The organism is Nocardia sp. bgisy134 (assembly GCF_057708325.1).
The window spans coordinates 178,986-193,591 of record NZ_JBYIRW010000008.1; the positions used below are offsets into that span (position 1 = coordinate 178,986).

Genomic DNA, 14,606 nt, shown 5'->3' on the forward strand with positions numbered 1-14,606 from the left:
GGATACCCTCCCGCCAGCCCCGATTTCCAGGGGCAGGCCGGTCGAAGGCCGGCCGTCACGATGAGGAGAACACCATGAAAATGGCACCGACGAGGACGGGCGGTGGCGCCGGGAACGGCGGCGACCTGGACGGCCTGCTCGGCTTGATCCTGGCGCTGATCACGTCGTCCACCTCGACCGGAAGCGGCGCGAGCAGCGGCGTCGGCTGAGCCGACTCGAAGCGGCGGTCCGGTGCGCGCGGCTCCGGACCGCTTTCGCGTGAGCACACCGCGCCCACGGGCACAGCGGCCGGTCGGCGGGCCGAGGACAGGCCTGTGCGAAACTCGGCGCCGTGCTGAGAGCCGAGATCATGTCTTCCGACGCGCCCCGATTCGCGCGACGCGCGACGCTGCGCCGGTCGCTGCGACTGCTCGGCAGCTTCCGTTTCGAACAGTCCGATCCCGGGCGCTTCTACGGCGGCCTCGCCACCGACACCGCCGAGATGATCGGCGACTTCTACGCCGACATCGCCGGAGCCGGCCTCGCGGGCACGACGATTCTGGACGTCGGCGGCGGCCCCGGCTATTTCGCCGACGAGTTCGCCAAGACCGGCGCGCGCTACATTCCCGTCGAACCCGATCCCTCGGAAATGCACGCCGCCGGACTCTCGGTGCCGGGCGCCGTGCGCGGCTCGGGCATGGCGCTGCCCTTCCGCGACGACGCCGTCGACATCTGCTTCTCGTCGAACGTCGCCGAGCATGTGCCGCAGCCGTGGGCCATGGCGGACGAGATGGTCAGGGTGACCCGCCCCGGCGGACTGATCGTGCTGTCCTACACGGTGTGGCACGGCCCGTTCGGTGGACACGAGACCGGACCGTGGCACTACCTCGGCGGCGAGTACGCAGCCCGCCGATACCACCGCAAGCACGGCAAGGAACCGAAGAACCGGTACGGCACCTCACTGTTCGCGGTCCGGGCATCCGAGGGATTACGTTGGGCGGCAACGACTTCGGCCGACGTTCACACCGTCTTCCCGCGCTACCACCCGCGCTGGGCGTGGTGGCTGGTGCGCGTTCCCGCGGTGCGCGAGCTGGCCGTGAGCAACCTCGTGGTCGTCGCGACGAAATCGGCCTGAGCGCCGGTTATTTCGCGAGCCAGCCGCGACGCCACCGGCGACCACAGGACCCGTCCCGTTCCCACGGCGATTCCTGAATGGCCAGCCCGACCGTCTCCAGGGTGGTCAATCCGACTTGATCGGCGAGGATTCCGACGGCGGCGACCGCTTCCGCGGCCTGCATCGCCGCCGTGGCCTGCTCGATGGTCAGCGTGCGTCCCGGTAGGAACGACACCACCCAGCCGCCCGCGCCGACGCTCTTCGCCTGGTGTTCGGTCTGATCGCTGGTCATCAACGACCGGCCGATCACTTGCACCGCCATGACTCGTTCACCCCAATTACGGTCTCTGATCAATGCTGCTCGGCCGATGTTTCGGCCGGAAAACGCGGGAGGGAGCTGATGAGTAGCTACAGCATCCACTGTCCAGCAACAGAACGCAATAGTGCGTTCTCGGAAAAAGCGAACCGACAGGTTGGAATTCGACCTGGTCAGGCGCCTGCGCGAAGAGAAAACTGAAACAGGTTACAGACAAGCGGGCCGTAAAACTGTAACGTGTTCCCATGCATTACGACAGCTTGTTCATCGGCGGCCGCTGGACTGCGCCAGCGGGCACCGAGCGCCTTCAGGTCATCTCACCGGCCACGGTCGAGCCGGTGGGCAGCGTCCCCGTGGTCGAGCGGGCCGACGTCGACGCCGCCGTCGCCGCCGCGCGGCACGCCTTCGATCACGGTCCGTGGCCCGCGACCCCGCCGCTCGAACGCGCCGCGGTGCTCACCAAGGCCGCGCGCCTGATCGAGCAGCGTTCGGCCGATCTGCTCGCGACACTCACTGCGGAAATGGGCGCGCCGCAGATGATCGCCCTGACGCTCAACCAGATACCGGCCACCGCCGCACTGGACGCGTATGCCGCACTCGCGCAGACGTTTCCGTGGCAGGAGACGCGCGTCGGCGGGTTCGGCACCACGCGGGTCACGCGCGAACCGCGCGGCGTCGTCGCCGCCATCACCGCGTGGAACGTGCCGCTGTTCCTCGCGGTCAACAAGCTCGCGCCCGCCCTGCTCGCCGGCTGCACGGTGATCCTCAAGCCCGCGCCGCTCACACCGCTGACCGCCAACATGGTCGCCGACATCTTCACCGAGGCGGGCCTGCCGGAGGGTGTGCTCTCGGTGCTGCCCGCCGACGCCGAGGTCGCCGAATACCTGGTCTCCCACCCCGGCGTCGACAAGCTCACCTTCACCGGCAGCACCGCCGTCGGTCGCAAGATCGGCGCCATCGCCACCGGGCAGCTCAAGAGCGTCTCGCTCGAACTCGGCGGCAAGTCCGCGGCAATCCTGTTGCCCGACATGGATCTCGCGGCGAGCATTCCGGTGCTGGCCTTCTCCGGCCTGATGAACAGCGGCCAGGGTTGCGTCGCGCAGACCAGGATCCTCGCGCCACGCAGCCGCTACGACGAGATCCTCGACGCGCTGGTCGAATACGTCCGCACGCAGAAGACGGGTGATCCCACCGATCCCGCCGTCCAGTACGGCCCGCTCATCTCCGAGCGCCAGCGCGAACGCGTCGAGGGCTATATCGCCAAGGGCGGGGCGGAGGGCGCACGCCTGGTGCTCGGCGGCGGACGGCCCGCCGACCTGGACCGCGGCTGGTTCGTCGAACCGACGATCTTCGCCGACGTCGACAACAAGTCGACCATTGCGCAGGAGGAGATCTTCGGCCCGGTGCTCTCGGTGATCCCCTACGAGACCGAAGACGAGGCGGTGGCCATCGCGAACGACTCGGCCTACGGCCTGGCGGGCTCGGTGTGGACGACCGATATCGAGCACGGCGCGCAGATCGCGGCGCGGGTGCGCACCGGGACCTACGCGATCAACTGGTACGCCTTCGATCCGACGTCACCGTTCGGCGGCTACAAGAACTCCGGGCTCGGCCGCGAGAACGGCCCCGAGGGTCTCGACTCCTTCTGCGAGCAGAAGTCCCTGCTGATGCCGCTCGGCTGGACCGGATAGGAGTACCTCCGGCTGCGCTGGGCCGTGGGCGGCGGCGGATGGGCTCTGTCCAGCGCCTCGGCTCCAGCTGTGCGCGGCGTCGGTCTCGACTCCGTCCGCTGCTCCGCTCCAGCTGTACGCGGCGCCGGTCCAACTCCGTCCGGGGACGCCGCGCTCCGGCCGTGCGCGGCTTCGGATGGGCTCCGTCCGATGCCGCCGCTCAGCGGTACGCGGCGTCGGTCTGAACCAGGGGCGCCGCGCTCCGGCCGCGCGCGGCATCGGATGGCTCTGTCCTGCGCCTCCGTTCCAGCCGTACACAGCGTCGACCCAACTCCACCCAGGCGCGCCGCGCTCCAGCCGTACACGGCATCGGTCCAACTTCGCCCAGGGCCGACGCGCGCTCCAGCCGTACGCGGCATCGGATGGCTCCGTCCGGCACCTCCGCTCCAGCCCGTACACAGCATCGGTCCGACTCCACCCACGGGCGCCACGCTCCGGCCGTACCCGGCATCAGATGGCTCCATCCGGCACCTCGGCTCCAGCCCGTACACGGCGTCGATCCAACTCCGCACGGGGGCGCCGCACTCCGGCCGTACGCGGGATCGGATAGCTCTGTCCGGTGCCTCCGCTCAGCCGTACACGGCGTCGGTCCGAACCAGGGACGCCGCGGCGGCCGTGCGCGGCATCGGATGGCTCCGTCCGGCACCTCCGCTCCAGCCGTACACGGCGTCGATCCGACTCCGTCCGGGGCCGACGCACTCCAGCCGTACGCGGCATCGGATAGCTCTGTCCGGCGCCTCCGCTGCAGCCGTGCCCGGCGTCGGTCTCGACTCCGTCCGGGGGCGACGCGCTCCGAGCCGTCGCGGCTTCGGATGGGCGCCGTACGGTCAGCGCACCGGGCGAGCGGCGCGGCTCGCCCCCGGCTCACTGGTCGGGCATCACGACCCGCAGCGCCGCCGTATCGTCTCGGCCCGGCTGGATCTGTGTGTCCACGACCTCGACCCGCCAACCGGGCGGCAGCGCCTTCTGGAGGCGGCCTGCGTGGCGGTGCAGTGGCGTGCTCACCGGCGCCGACGCGGCCCCGGCCACCACCGGGGATTCGCGGGCGTCGAACTCGAGATCGGTCATGCTCCAACCACCTCTCACGCGTCTCTACGCGCCGCGCCGGGGGCTGCGACGGCGATAGGGCAGTAGTCCCTCCGATCGGCCGGGCCAAGCGTCGAGGCGCCGATCGGTTGTGAAGCCGATATCGAAGTCAGAATAGGACACGGCGTGGCGCGCCTCACAGCCCCGGGTGCGCAGTCGGATCAGCGGCGCAGCGAACGGCGATATCCGGCGGGCGTCGCGCCCGTCGCGGCGCGCAGATGCGTACGCAGCGCGGTGACGCTGCCGAAACCCGATTGCGCCGCAACGACTTCCACCGGCAGGTCGGTGGTCTCCAGCAATTCCCGCGCCCGCGCGGTGCGCTGCGCCTCCAGCCAGCGCCGCGGCGTCGCGCCCACTTCCGCCTTGAAACGCCGGATGAAGGTGCGCTCGCTCATCAGCGCGTGCCGGGCCAGCGCGGAAACATCCGGCGCCGCAGCGGGATTCGCCGCCGCCCAGGCCATCGTCGCGGCCAGCCCCAGTGAACCGTCACCCATCCGCCCGAGCGCGTCCGGAATGTATTGCGCCTGACCGCCTTCCCGGTGCGGCGGCGTCACGTTCCAGCGCGCCAGCTCGGCGGCGAATCCGGCGCCGAGCTCGCGGCGCACCAGGTGTAGGCAGAGGTCGAGACCCGCGGAGAGTCCCGCGGAGGTGAGCATGTCACCGTCGTCGACGTACAGCGCGCCGGGGTCGAGCCGGACCGAGGGGAACAGCGTGGCGAACTCCTCGCAATACGCCCAGTGGGTGGTGGCGGGCCGCCCGTCCAGCAGGCCGGCCGCGGCGAGCACGAAAGCTCCGACACAGATGCTCACCATCGTCGCGCCGCGCCCGGCCGCCGCGCGCAGCGCGTCGATCGCCTCGGGCGGGGGCGGCAAGGTGGGCAGCCCGATCCCTGGCACGACCACGATCTCGGCCTCTTCGAGCAGCTCCAAGCCGTATTCGACGTGCAGGTCGAAGCCGTTCGGCGTCCACACCGGCCCCGGCCGCACGCCGCAGGTCCGCATCTCGAACCCGCGGCCTTCCCCGGTCTTGCTCGGCCCGTGCCGGAAGGCCTGGACCGCGCAGGCCAGGTCGTAGGTCATGACGCCGTCCAGCGCGAGGGCGACCACCTGTTTCACGCCCTCAGTTTGGCACGAATCAGAGCCTTACTGGCATTCCCGCCACTGGCCACGACCTCCGGCGGCCGGTTCACTGAGACCACCGAGACGGAGGAGGTCGGGCGTGGGTGCGCCAGCAGACGACAACAGAGCGCCAGCGGAAATCGACCCGGCGCGAACAAAGACCAACCCAGCGCCGCCAACAGCCAACGAAGCGCCGACAAAGATCGACAGAACGCCGGCAACAGCCAACCGCGCTCCGGCAGGCATGGACTGGAAATGGGCCACGGAAACCGGCGGTGCGCTGACCCGCCGCCAGCGCGGGCAACTCACCGGCAAGCTGGTCACCGCGCTGCCGGGCATCGTGGCCGGGCAGGTCCGGCTCGCCCTCGGCCGCCGCGGCGCGGGCCGCGTCGACTTAGCACTGCGACTGCCGGACTCCCGACTCGCCCGCGCCGCGGAAAATGAAGCGCGAGAACGTCTTACGCCGCACGTCCTCGAACATTCGTATCGCAGCTACTTCTTCGGACGCGCACTCGCCGACCTCGACGGCGTACGATACGACGACGAACTCGCCTACGTGTCCTGCCTGCTGCACGACCTGAATCTCGAACACCCCACGCCGGGAAGGTGTTTCGCGGTGGTCGGGGCCGAACGAGCGGTCGGGTTCGCGACCGCGTCCGGCGCGACGCCCGAACAGGCCCGCACCATCGGCGCGGCCATCGCCGCCCATCTGACCATCGGCGTCGCCGACCGCCCGGACGACCTCGGGTTCGTCTCGGCGGGCGCGGGCGCCGACGTTCTCGGCCTGCGCCTGGCCGACCTGGACCCCGCGTGGGTGACCGAGCTACTGCACCGGCACCCCCGCCACAACTTCAAACGACACATGATCGCGGCTCTGCGCGCCGAGGCAGCCGCCGTCCCCCACGGCCGCGCCCGATGGCTGCTCTCCACAGCGCAATTCGCACCACTGATCCGGCTCGCACCGTTCCCCGAATAACAGGTGTGCGCCACCCGCGCCGCCCCGCCGGGGTGCGCTCGCCCCGGGCACCGCAGCCGAACCCTCCGGCGCACACATCCACCGCACGCCGCACACAGCCGATGGCGCTGTGCGACGTCCGAACGGTGTGTGATCTCCTCGCAGTCGACCAGGAAAACACGATCGCCCGCACCGAAAACGGTGCGGGCGATCGTGAAAGACAATCAGCTCAGGCGCTGCTTGAGGGCCTCGAACTCGTCGCGCACACCCGAAGGCAGCTTGTCGCCGACGAACTCGAACCACTCCTCGATCAGCGGGATCTCCTTGCGCCATTCCTCGGCGTTCACGGCGAGCGCCTCGTCGACGTCCGCCGCGTCGACATCCAGACCCTCCAGGTCCAGCTGCGCCGCGGTCGGCACGTTGCCGATGGCGGTCTGCTCGGCCTGCGCGGAACCCTCGATGCGGCCGATGATCCACTCCAGCACGCGGGAGTTCTCACCGAAGCCGGGCCACAGGAAGCGGCCGTCGGCGCCGCGACGGAACCAGTTCACGTAGAAGATCTTCGGCAGCTTCGCCGCATCGGCGTTCTTGCCGACGTTGACCCAGTGGGCCAGGTAGTCGCCCACGTGGTAGCCCATGAACGGCAGCATGGCCATCGGGTCGCGGCGCACGGTGCCGACCTTGCCCTCGGCCGCTGCGGTCTGCTCCGAGGAGAGCGTCGCGCCCATGAACACGCCGTGCTGCCAGTCGAAGGACTCGGTGACCAGCGGGACGGTGGTCTTGCGGCGGCCGCCGAACAGGATCGCCGAGATCGGCACACCCTGCGGGTCGTCCCACTCGGGGGCCAGGATCGGGCACTGCGACATCGGGGTGCAGTAGCGCGAGTTCGGGTGGGCGGCCAGCGTCTCCGTCTCGCGGTGGTACCAGTCGTTGCCCTTCCAGTCGATCAGGTGATCGGGCTCGCCCTCGAGACCCTCCCACCAGACGTCGTTGTGGTCGGTGCGCGCGACGTTGGTGTAGACGGTGTTGCCCGCCTCCATGGTCGCCATCGCGTTCGGGTTCGACTGGCGGTTGGTGCCGGGCGCGACGCCGAAGAACCCGAACTCCGGGTTCACCGCGTACAGGCGGCCGTCCTTGCCGAAACGCATCCAGGCGATGTCGTCGCCCAGGGTCTCCGCGCGCCAGCCGGGAACGGTCGGCTGGATCATCGCGAGGTTGGTCTTACCGCAGGCGCTGGGGAACGCCGCGGCGATGTAGTAGGCCTTGTTCTCCGGGGAGATCAGCTTGAGGATCAGCATGTGCTCGGCCAGCCAGCCCTCGTCGTGCGCCATCGCCGAGGCGATGCGCAGCGAGTAGCACTTCTTGCCGAGCAGCGCGTTGCCGCCGTAGCCGGAACCGTAGGACCAGATCTCGCGGTCCTCGGGGAAGTGGGTGATGTACTTGGTGTCGTTGCACGGCCACGGAACGTCCTGCTGGCCCTCGGCCAGCGGCGCGCCGACGGAGTGCAGCGCCTTCACGAACGGCCGGTCGGCGCCGAGCTTCTCCAGCGCGGCGGTGCCCATGCGGGTCATGACGCGCATCGAGACGACGACGTATTCGGAATCGGTGAGCTCCACGCCCAGCTTGGGGTCCTCGGCGCCGAGCGGGCCCATGCAGAACGGCACCACGTACATGGTGCGGCCCTTCATCGAGCCGCGGTACAGCTCGGTCATGGTGGCGCGCATCTCGGCGGGGTCGACCCAGTTGTTGGTGGGTCCCGCGTCGGCCTCGGTCTTGGAACAGATGTACGTGCGGGACTCGACCCGGGCCACGTCGGACGGATCGGAGAGCGCGAGGAAGGAGTTCGGCTTCTTCTTCTCGTCCAGCTTCTGGAAGGTGCCCGCAGCCACGAGCTGGGCGGTCAGACGCTCCCACTCCTCATCGGAACCGTCCGCCCAGACCACTCGGTCCGGCTGAGTGAGTTCTGCGACTTCTTGTACCCAGGCGAGTAGTTCGCTGTGCTCGGTCGGCGCCTGGCCGTCGGATCCACGAAGACCAGGAATGGTCGCTGAGGTCATGAAAACTCTCCTGAGATGGGCGGCTGTCCGATGTTTCGCCGCCTGGCCCAAGGCCCATGACCAGCGCGAACACACCGAGCGCCACCGTTGGCGGGAAGGCAACCCGCTACGACCAGTCGAAAGCGCGCCCCGGCTGGACGGCGTACAAGGACGAAGCGGACGCCCAGGTTCCTGCTTAGAGGTTAACGCGATGTGACTACCAGTACGGAATCGGGTTCCTAACCATGTACCCATTCGGTTGCCTATTCAACAGGCACGATGTGCCTGTCGAGTATCGCGATATCGCGTTCGCACGCCGCCAGCTGGCCCGGCTGCTCGGCCGCGGCCCGCCGAATCCGGGCCTCCAGTTCCGCTACCCGTCGGTCGGTGTCGACGATCCGCGTGGCGCTCGCGCGCACCACGCGATCGGCCAATTCGGTCTCCGCTTCCACCAGCGCGGTCGCCACCCGTTGCTCTAGCTGGGCTTTCACGTTCACGAGCGCGTCGGCGACCCACTGCCGGACGTGCGCGCGATCGGCGACCTGCCGCCGCGCCCGCACCACCCACCAGGCCACGAGGCCGCCGAGCAGCAATGTGAAGGGGATGCTTGCCACATCCAGCGCGGGCACCAGCGACAACGGCGCGACGAGCAGCCTGCCCAGTCCGACGCCCGCCGAAGCGCCCAGCGCGATCATGAGGTGATCTTCGACACCCCGGTGCCTCGGCTCCGGATCGGGGCCGACCCGGGGCGCCGGGTCCCGTCGGCGATGCGGCGGCGCGAGATCCACGCGGCCCGCGCTGTCCAGGCGATGCATCAGTTCGGCGAGCCTGCGCTCGATGCTCGCGTCCACCGCGCCGGTCAGCTCGGTCACCGACTGCTGCAGGCGGTCCGGATAGTCGCCGAGCTCGGCGGGGTGCAGGCGGTCGAGCTCGGTGCGGGCCGCCGTGTGCAGCGCCCTGACGTGCCCGCCTACCTCGGTCATCAGGTCGACGCGGGCCAGGTGCAGCTGGCCGCGCAGCGTCGACATGGCGGTGGCGCGGCCGCCGTCGCGGCCGGCGAGCAGGGTCGCGCGCTCCTCGCGCCAGCGGGTGGGTTCCACGCCCGAGCGCAGCGCGGCGACCTGTTCGACGACCCGCTTCCTGGTGTCGGTGAGCACCCGGGCCAGCACGGCGGACAACCGCTCGTCGCCCGACGCCTCCGCGCCCGCCGCGGTCGCGGTCAGTTCGGCGTGCAACGCCGTCAGCCCGGAGCGGTCGATCAGCCCGGCGTCGCCGCCGGTGCGTCCGGCGACGGCGAGACGCGCCGAGACCGGGATGATGTCCAGGTCGCCGAAGCCCTGCGCGGCGAGCAGCTCGAGATTGTGCGAGCGCACGGTGCGCCAGTCCTGGTAGGCGTGCACGCCGTTCATGACGAGCAGGATTCGGGTGCCGTCCGACCGCAGGCGCCGCACCACCCCCAGCGTGTCGGTGCCGAGGCTGGTGCCCGCGTCGAGCAGGATCAGCGCCACGCCGGAGGGCGCGCCGCCCGAGGGGGCGGTGGATTCCACGGCCGCGTCGGCGTCGGTCATCGGATCGGTGAGATCGATGCGGGGTTCGAAACGCGCCAGCTCGGTGCGCAACAGGGTGGTGTTGGCGTCGTCCGGGCCGATCAGCGCGACGGTCGAGGCCGCTCCTGCGCCACGCACCGCCTTCAGCAACGCCATGCCCTGGGGATTCCAGCGCGCGACCACCGCCTCCACGTCCGCCGACAGCGGTTCCGGCGGGGTCGGTCCCCGCAGCGCCGGATCCGGTCGATCAGAGTCCGGCACTGCTCATTCGCTCCCATAGTCGGATGTATCCGTTGTGCACCCGCAGCGCCGCGCGCCGCGCCGCGGGCGGCATGTCGCCGGCGACCACGGCGCGCCAGCGCGCGGCCCTGGTCAACGCGTCGTCGGCGTCGGCGGGCGCGGGCGACGGATAACCCGCGGCGAGATGCGCGACCGCGGGATTCGCCAGTCCGGCGCACAGGGCCAGCCACATGGCGTCGTCGCCGTGCAGGTAGTCCTCGAGGATGTCCCTGGCCTGTCCGGTCTCGCCCGGCAACGCGCGGGCCGCCAGCCGGGCAAGCTCGTCGAGCAGTTCGCCGCCGCGCAGCGCCGAGACCTGCTCGTAGCAGCGGTGCAGCAGCCGGTGCAGCGCGTCGATGCCGCTGGCGGCGTGCAGCAGTTGCAGGATCGCGTGCGCGCCGAGCTCGGGATCGTGGCGCAGCGCGCTCAGCGCGCAGGTGATGCCGTAGAGCTCCCAGCGGTGCAGCAGTTGCTCGCGTTCGGTGACGTCGGGGCCCGCGGTCGGTGAGACGAACAAGTCCGGCGAGAGCGTCAGCGCGGGGTCCGCGTCGGCGGCGAGCCTGCGCAACGTGGCCATGTCGGCGTCGGTGACGGCGCCCGCCCGCGTGCGGACCGCCAGCGCGGCGACCACCGGCAGCGTGAGAATGCCCAGCTCCCTGGTGTACTGCTCGGCGGCGGCGACCGCGTCGCCCCAGCGCGAGCCGATGGCGTCGGCCTTGTTCAACACCACCACCGTGCGCTCGGGCGGCAGTTCGGCGAGCACCCTCCGGTCGGCGGGCAGCGGCGCGCCCGCGAGGACGTAGACCACGATGTCGGCGTCGAGCACCGGATCGGGCGCGCCCGGCTCGTCCACCGGACCGGTCTCCGCCGCCGACATCAGCGCCAGCGCGTGCAGCACCGTGGTCCGGCCCGCGTGCGCGCGCCCGGTCACCTGGATGCGCGGCGGCCTGCGCCACGCGTTGACCGCGCTGTTGGCGTGATGACCGATGGCGGCGGCCTGCCCGCCCACCGACTGCAGATCGACGAGAAGCCGATCCAGCTGATCCCCTTCGCGCGTGGGCACACCCCGTTCGCGCAGCTGCCCGTTGAATTCGGTGGCCGTCGGCATGGCTACACACCCCCTTGTCGAGGCGCAATTCTGTCAGACCGAGCGGTCACCGGCAGTGCCGACCGCTCAGGAACCGGAGAAGTATTTGTTGGCCGCGCGGACCGCCCAGCTCGGGGCGTACTTCGCGGCCGTCGCCAGCAACTTCGCCTGCGTACCGATCTCGTAGTGCACCCTGGGCAGCCGGGGGCGCTTGCTGGTCGCCTCCCAGATGCCGTCGGCCACGTCGGCGGCGGTCAGCCGCACGCCGAGCGATTTGGTCGTCGCGGTGTCCATGCCGTCCACCATCGAGGTCGCCACGAACAACGGCCACACCGCGATCACCCGGATGTCGTGCCGTGACCACTCGAGATCCAGTGCCTCCGTGAGGCTTTTGACCGCCGACTTGGTCGCGCCGTAGCTGGCGAGTTCGGGCTGTCCGTAGATCGCCGACGCCGAGCAGAGATTCACCACCTGGGACCGTCTGGTGTCGCGCAGGTACGGGAAGGCGTGGTGGGTGCCCGCGAGTACCCCGCCCAGGTTGACGTCGATGATCGCCTGGTGGGTGGCCAGGTCGATGTCTTCGAAGCGGCCCGAGCGCAGAATTCCCGCGTTGTTGATCAGGATGTCCAGCCGGCCCGTCTCCGCGTAGAACTCGGCGAGCCGCTCTTCCCAATGAGTGTTGTTCGTCACATCCAATATCCCGGTGCGCACCTTGCCACCTGCGCTGTTGATGTCCGCGGCCAGCCGGGAGAGGCCGACCTCGTCGATGTCATAGGCGCCGATGTGGTACCCGTGCCCAGCGAAAAGCAGTGCCGTAGCCCGGCCGATACCGGCCGCCGCACCGGTGATGAACACGGTCGGTGAACTCATGTCGGCAGTCTAGTGCCGTCGTCGACCCCTGTTACCAGGGTTCACACAGATACCGCGCTTCACTTACTCTGCACTGGTGGTCGGCACCATCGGCGGTGCGCAGCTTCGCTTTTCAAGCAAGCGCTCCGGCCCGTCGAGGAGGTTGCGATGACCGTCGACGCCATCGGTGTTGTCGACAGCGAACCGGAGGCCATCGGCCACCGGCAGGCCCGCGGCGCCCAGGCGCTGCCGCCCGGCGACAAGCCGCTGCTCCCCAGCGCCGATCCGTTCTACCGGCCGCCGCGCGGTTTCGCCTCCAGGCCACCCGGCGCCGTCCTCCGCAGCCGCGCCATCGATCTCGCACTCTTCGGTGTTGTGCCGCAACAGGTTTCGGCCTGGCAGCTGCTCTACCGCAGCAACGATCTGCACGGCGCGCCCGAGGTGGCTGTGACCACCGTGCTGCTGCCCGACGGCGCCGACCCGTCCGAAGACCGGCCGCTGCTGGCCTTTCAGACGGCCATGGACGCGGTCACCGAGAAGTGCTCGCCGTCCTACGCCCTGCGGCGCGGATCCCGCGCGCTCGGCGCGGTCACCCAGGTGGAGTGGCTGCTCGTCGCGAACGCGCTGCGCCGCGGCTGGGCGGTCTCGATCGCCGATCACGAGGGACCGCACGGCAACTTCGGCGCACCGCGCGAACCCGGCTACCGCGTGCTCGACGGCGTCCGCGCGGCGCTCGGCTTCACCCCGCTCGGCCTGCACGCGGGCACACCCGTCGGCGTCTGGGGCTATTCCGGCGGCGGCATGGCCAGCTCCTGGGTAGTGGAGATGGCGCCGACCTACGCGCCGGAGCTGAACATCGCGGGCGCGGTGCTCGGCGCGCCGGTCGGCGATCCCGAGCAGGTGTTCCGCAGGCTGAACGGCGGCAGCTACGCCGGTCTGCCCGCCATCGTGATCGCCGCGCTGCGCAAGCTCTATCCCGCCCTCGGCGCGGTGATCGACGACGAGCTCACGCCCGAAGGGCATCGTTTCGTCGCCACGGCCGAGACCTCGACGCCGCTCGGCGCGATCCTCGCGCTCGCGGGCAAGAAGATGGACGACTTCCTGCAGCGCCCGCTGCAAGAGTTGCTGGCCACACCCGAGTTCCGCGACCTGTTCGACGACCTGCGCCTCGGCCACTCCACCCCCACCTGTCCGCTGCTCGTGCTGCAACCCGTGCACGACCAGGTCATCCACAAGGAGGGCGTGGACGGTCAGGTCGCCCGCTACCGGCAGGGCGGCGCGTCGGTCACCTATGTGCGCGACCGGCTCAGCGAGCACTTCTCGATGCTGCCGCTGGCCACCCCGATCAGCCTGGCGTGGCTGGCCGACCGGCTGGCGGGCGAGCCGCCGACCGCCGACTCCGACTCCACCGTGTGGTCGGTGCTCGCCTCCCCCACCGGCCTGCGCGGACTGCTGGAAATGGCGACCACCACGGTGAAGGTCGTGCTCGGGCGGCCGCTGCGCGGCGAGACCCCGCCCGCGCCGAGGATCGTCGCCGAACGCGCCGCCTGACCTCGCGAAGACCGCGCGGTCGGGGTTCGATTGCCGTGCCGTTCGTCGGATGCTGGACAATGGACGCCGTGAACGACGCCGCCAACCACACTGTCGAGTCGGTTCCGGGCAGGCCGTCCACAGCATCGGCCCCGCTCGAAGCAGGCAGACGATCGCCCACCGGCTCCCGCCTCTACCCGAGGGTGACCAGCTTCCGCTCCCGCCGGGGCGCGCTGACCCCGAACCAGCAGGGCGCCTGGGATCGCATGTGGCCGAAGATCGGCCGCGAGGTCTCCGACGCACCGCTGGACGCCGCCGCCTGGTTCGGTCGCGAAGCCCCGCTGGTCATCGAGATCGGCTGCGGGACAGGCACCGCCACCGCCGAGATGGCGCAGGCCGAGCCGCACCTGAACCTGATCGGCATCGAGGTGTATCAGCCGGGCCTCGCCCAGCTGGTGCAGCGCATCGAGCGCGAGGACATCGGTAACATCCGGCTGCTGCGCGGCGACGCTGTAGATGTGCTCGAGCACATGATTGCCGAAAAGTCGCTGACCGGCGTACGGGTGTTCTTCCCCGATCCGTGGCCGAAGGCAAGGCACCACAAGCGGCGGCTGCTGCAGCCCGCGACCCTCGCGCTCATCGCGAGCCGCCTCCGGCCGGGGGGTGTGTTGCATGTCGCGACCGACCACGCGGGTTACGCCGAACACATCGCCGAAGTCGGCGCCGCGGAACCGCTGCTGATCGGCCTGAACGAGGCGACCGGCGGCGTCAGCGCGGACAACGAGGAGAGCGCCCCGATCGGCTTCGACCGCCCCGTCACCAAATTCGAAGGCAAGGCGCATCGGGCGGGAAGCGCCATCACCGAGTTCATATGGGGCAAGATCGAATGATGAGCGAGCGCAGCGAGCGACCAATTAGCTCGGCCGTCATGAAAGTCGTGGGGTGTGCCTCGCGCATGCCGGAGCCGAGCGTCAGCGAGG

13 protein-coding genes are annotated in these 14,606 nt (G+C 70.3%); 6 read left to right on the top strand and 7 right to left on the bottom strand.

Annotated features, from left to right (window positions below; genetic code table 11):
* Window positions 1–74: 74 nt before the first annotated feature.
* Window positions 75–209, top strand: coding sequence for a hypothetical protein (locus AC3ERS_RS16465; protein ID WP_431968332.1), 135 nt, complete (start codon window positions 75–77; stop codon window positions 207–209).
* A gap of 140 nt (window positions 210–349) precedes the next feature.
* Window positions 350–1,114, top strand: a complete 765-nt coding sequence (locus AC3ERS_RS16470; protein ID WP_431968547.1) for a class I SAM-dependent methyltransferase — start codon at window positions 350–352, stop codon at window positions 1,112–1,114.
* A 7-nt stretch (window positions 1,115–1,121) separates the two neighbouring features.
* Here AC3ERS_RS16470 and AC3ERS_RS16475 read toward each other — a convergent pair whose 3' ends face one another.
* Entirely contained in the window at window positions 1,122–1,415 is a 294-nt protein-coding gene (locus tag AC3ERS_RS16475; protein ID WP_431968334.1) for a hypothetical protein, read from the bottom strand.
* 239 nt (window positions 1,416–1,654) lie between these two features.
* On the opposite strand from AC3ERS_RS16475, the gene AC3ERS_RS16480 reads away from it, so the two are divergent.
* Window positions 1,655–3,100, top strand: coding sequence for an aldehyde dehydrogenase (locus AC3ERS_RS16480; protein WP_431968336.1), 1,446 nt, complete (start codon window positions 1,655–1,657; stop codon window positions 3,098–3,100).
* A gap of 903 nt (window positions 3,101–4,003) precedes the next feature.
* Here AC3ERS_RS16480 and AC3ERS_RS16485 read toward each other — a convergent pair.
* Together AC3ERS_RS16485 and AC3ERS_RS16490 are read right to left on the bottom strand one after the other, a co-directional pair.
* Window positions 4,004–4,207 carry a hypothetical protein gene (locus AC3ERS_RS16485; protein WP_431968338.1) on the bottom strand — a complete coding sequence of 68 codons (204 nt, stop codon included), beginning with the start codon at window positions 4,205–4,207 and terminating at the stop codon, window positions 4,004–4,006.
* Window positions 4,208–4,386: 179 nt separating this feature from the next.
* A complete protein-coding gene (locus AC3ERS_RS16490; RefSeq protein WP_431968340.1) occupies window positions 4,387–5,340 on the bottom strand; it encodes a GlxA family transcriptional regulator in 954 nt (317 codons plus the stop codon).
* A 247-nt stretch (window positions 5,341–5,587) separates the two neighbouring features.
* Here AC3ERS_RS16490 and AC3ERS_RS16495 point away from each other — a divergent pair, with 247 nt between their 5' ends.
* Complete coding sequence (locus AC3ERS_RS16495; protein ID WP_431968342.1) at window positions 5,588–6,319, top strand: HD domain-containing protein; 732 nt, start codon at window positions 5,588–5,590, stop codon at window positions 6,317–6,319.
* A gap of 203 nt (window positions 6,320–6,522) precedes the next feature.
* Here the strand turns inward: AC3ERS_RS16495 and AC3ERS_RS16500 are convergent, their stop codons facing one another.
* The 4 genes from AC3ERS_RS16500 to AC3ERS_RS16515 form a co-directional block, all read right to left on the bottom strand.
* A complete protein-coding gene (locus AC3ERS_RS16500; protein ID WP_431968344.1) occupies window positions 6,523–8,355 on the bottom strand; it encodes a phosphoenolpyruvate carboxykinase (GTP) in 1,833 nt (610 codons plus the stop codon).
* A 242-nt stretch (window positions 8,356–8,597) separates the two neighbouring features.
* Complete coding sequence (locus AC3ERS_RS16505; protein ID WP_431968346.1) at window positions 8,598–10,142, bottom strand: hypothetical protein; 1,545 nt, start codon at window positions 10,140–10,142, stop codon at window positions 8,598–8,600.
* On the bottom strand, window positions 10,129–11,268 hold the full coding sequence (locus AC3ERS_RS16510; protein WP_431968348.1) for a hypothetical protein: 1,140 nt from the start codon (window positions 11,266–11,268) through the stop codon (window positions 10,129–10,131). The genes AC3ERS_RS16505 and AC3ERS_RS16510 overlap by 14 nt, the downstream gene beginning before the upstream one ends.
* 66 nt (window positions 11,269–11,334) lie before the next feature.
* Entirely contained in the window at window positions 11,335–12,117 is a 783-nt protein-coding gene (locus AC3ERS_RS16515) for an SDR family oxidoreductase (protein WP_431968350.1), read from the bottom strand.
* Between the two features lie 147 nt (window positions 12,118–12,264).
* Here AC3ERS_RS16515 and AC3ERS_RS16520 point away from each other — a divergent pair, with 147 nt between their 5' ends.
* Both AC3ERS_RS16520 and trmB read left to right on the top strand, forming a co-directional pair.
* On the top strand, window positions 12,265–13,647 hold the full coding sequence (locus AC3ERS_RS16520) for a lipase family protein (protein ID WP_431968352.1): 1,383 nt from the start codon (window positions 12,265–12,267) through the stop codon (window positions 13,645–13,647).
* Between the two features lie 59 nt (window positions 13,648–13,706).
* Window positions 13,707–14,516 (top strand): tRNA (guanosine(46)-N7)-methyltransferase TrmB, encoded by an 810-nt coding sequence (gene trmB / locus AC3ERS_RS16525; RefSeq protein ID WP_431968354.1) that lies wholly within the window; start codon window positions 13,707–13,709, stop codon window positions 14,514–14,516.
* The last annotated feature ends 90 nt before the right edge of the window (window positions 14,517–14,606 follow it).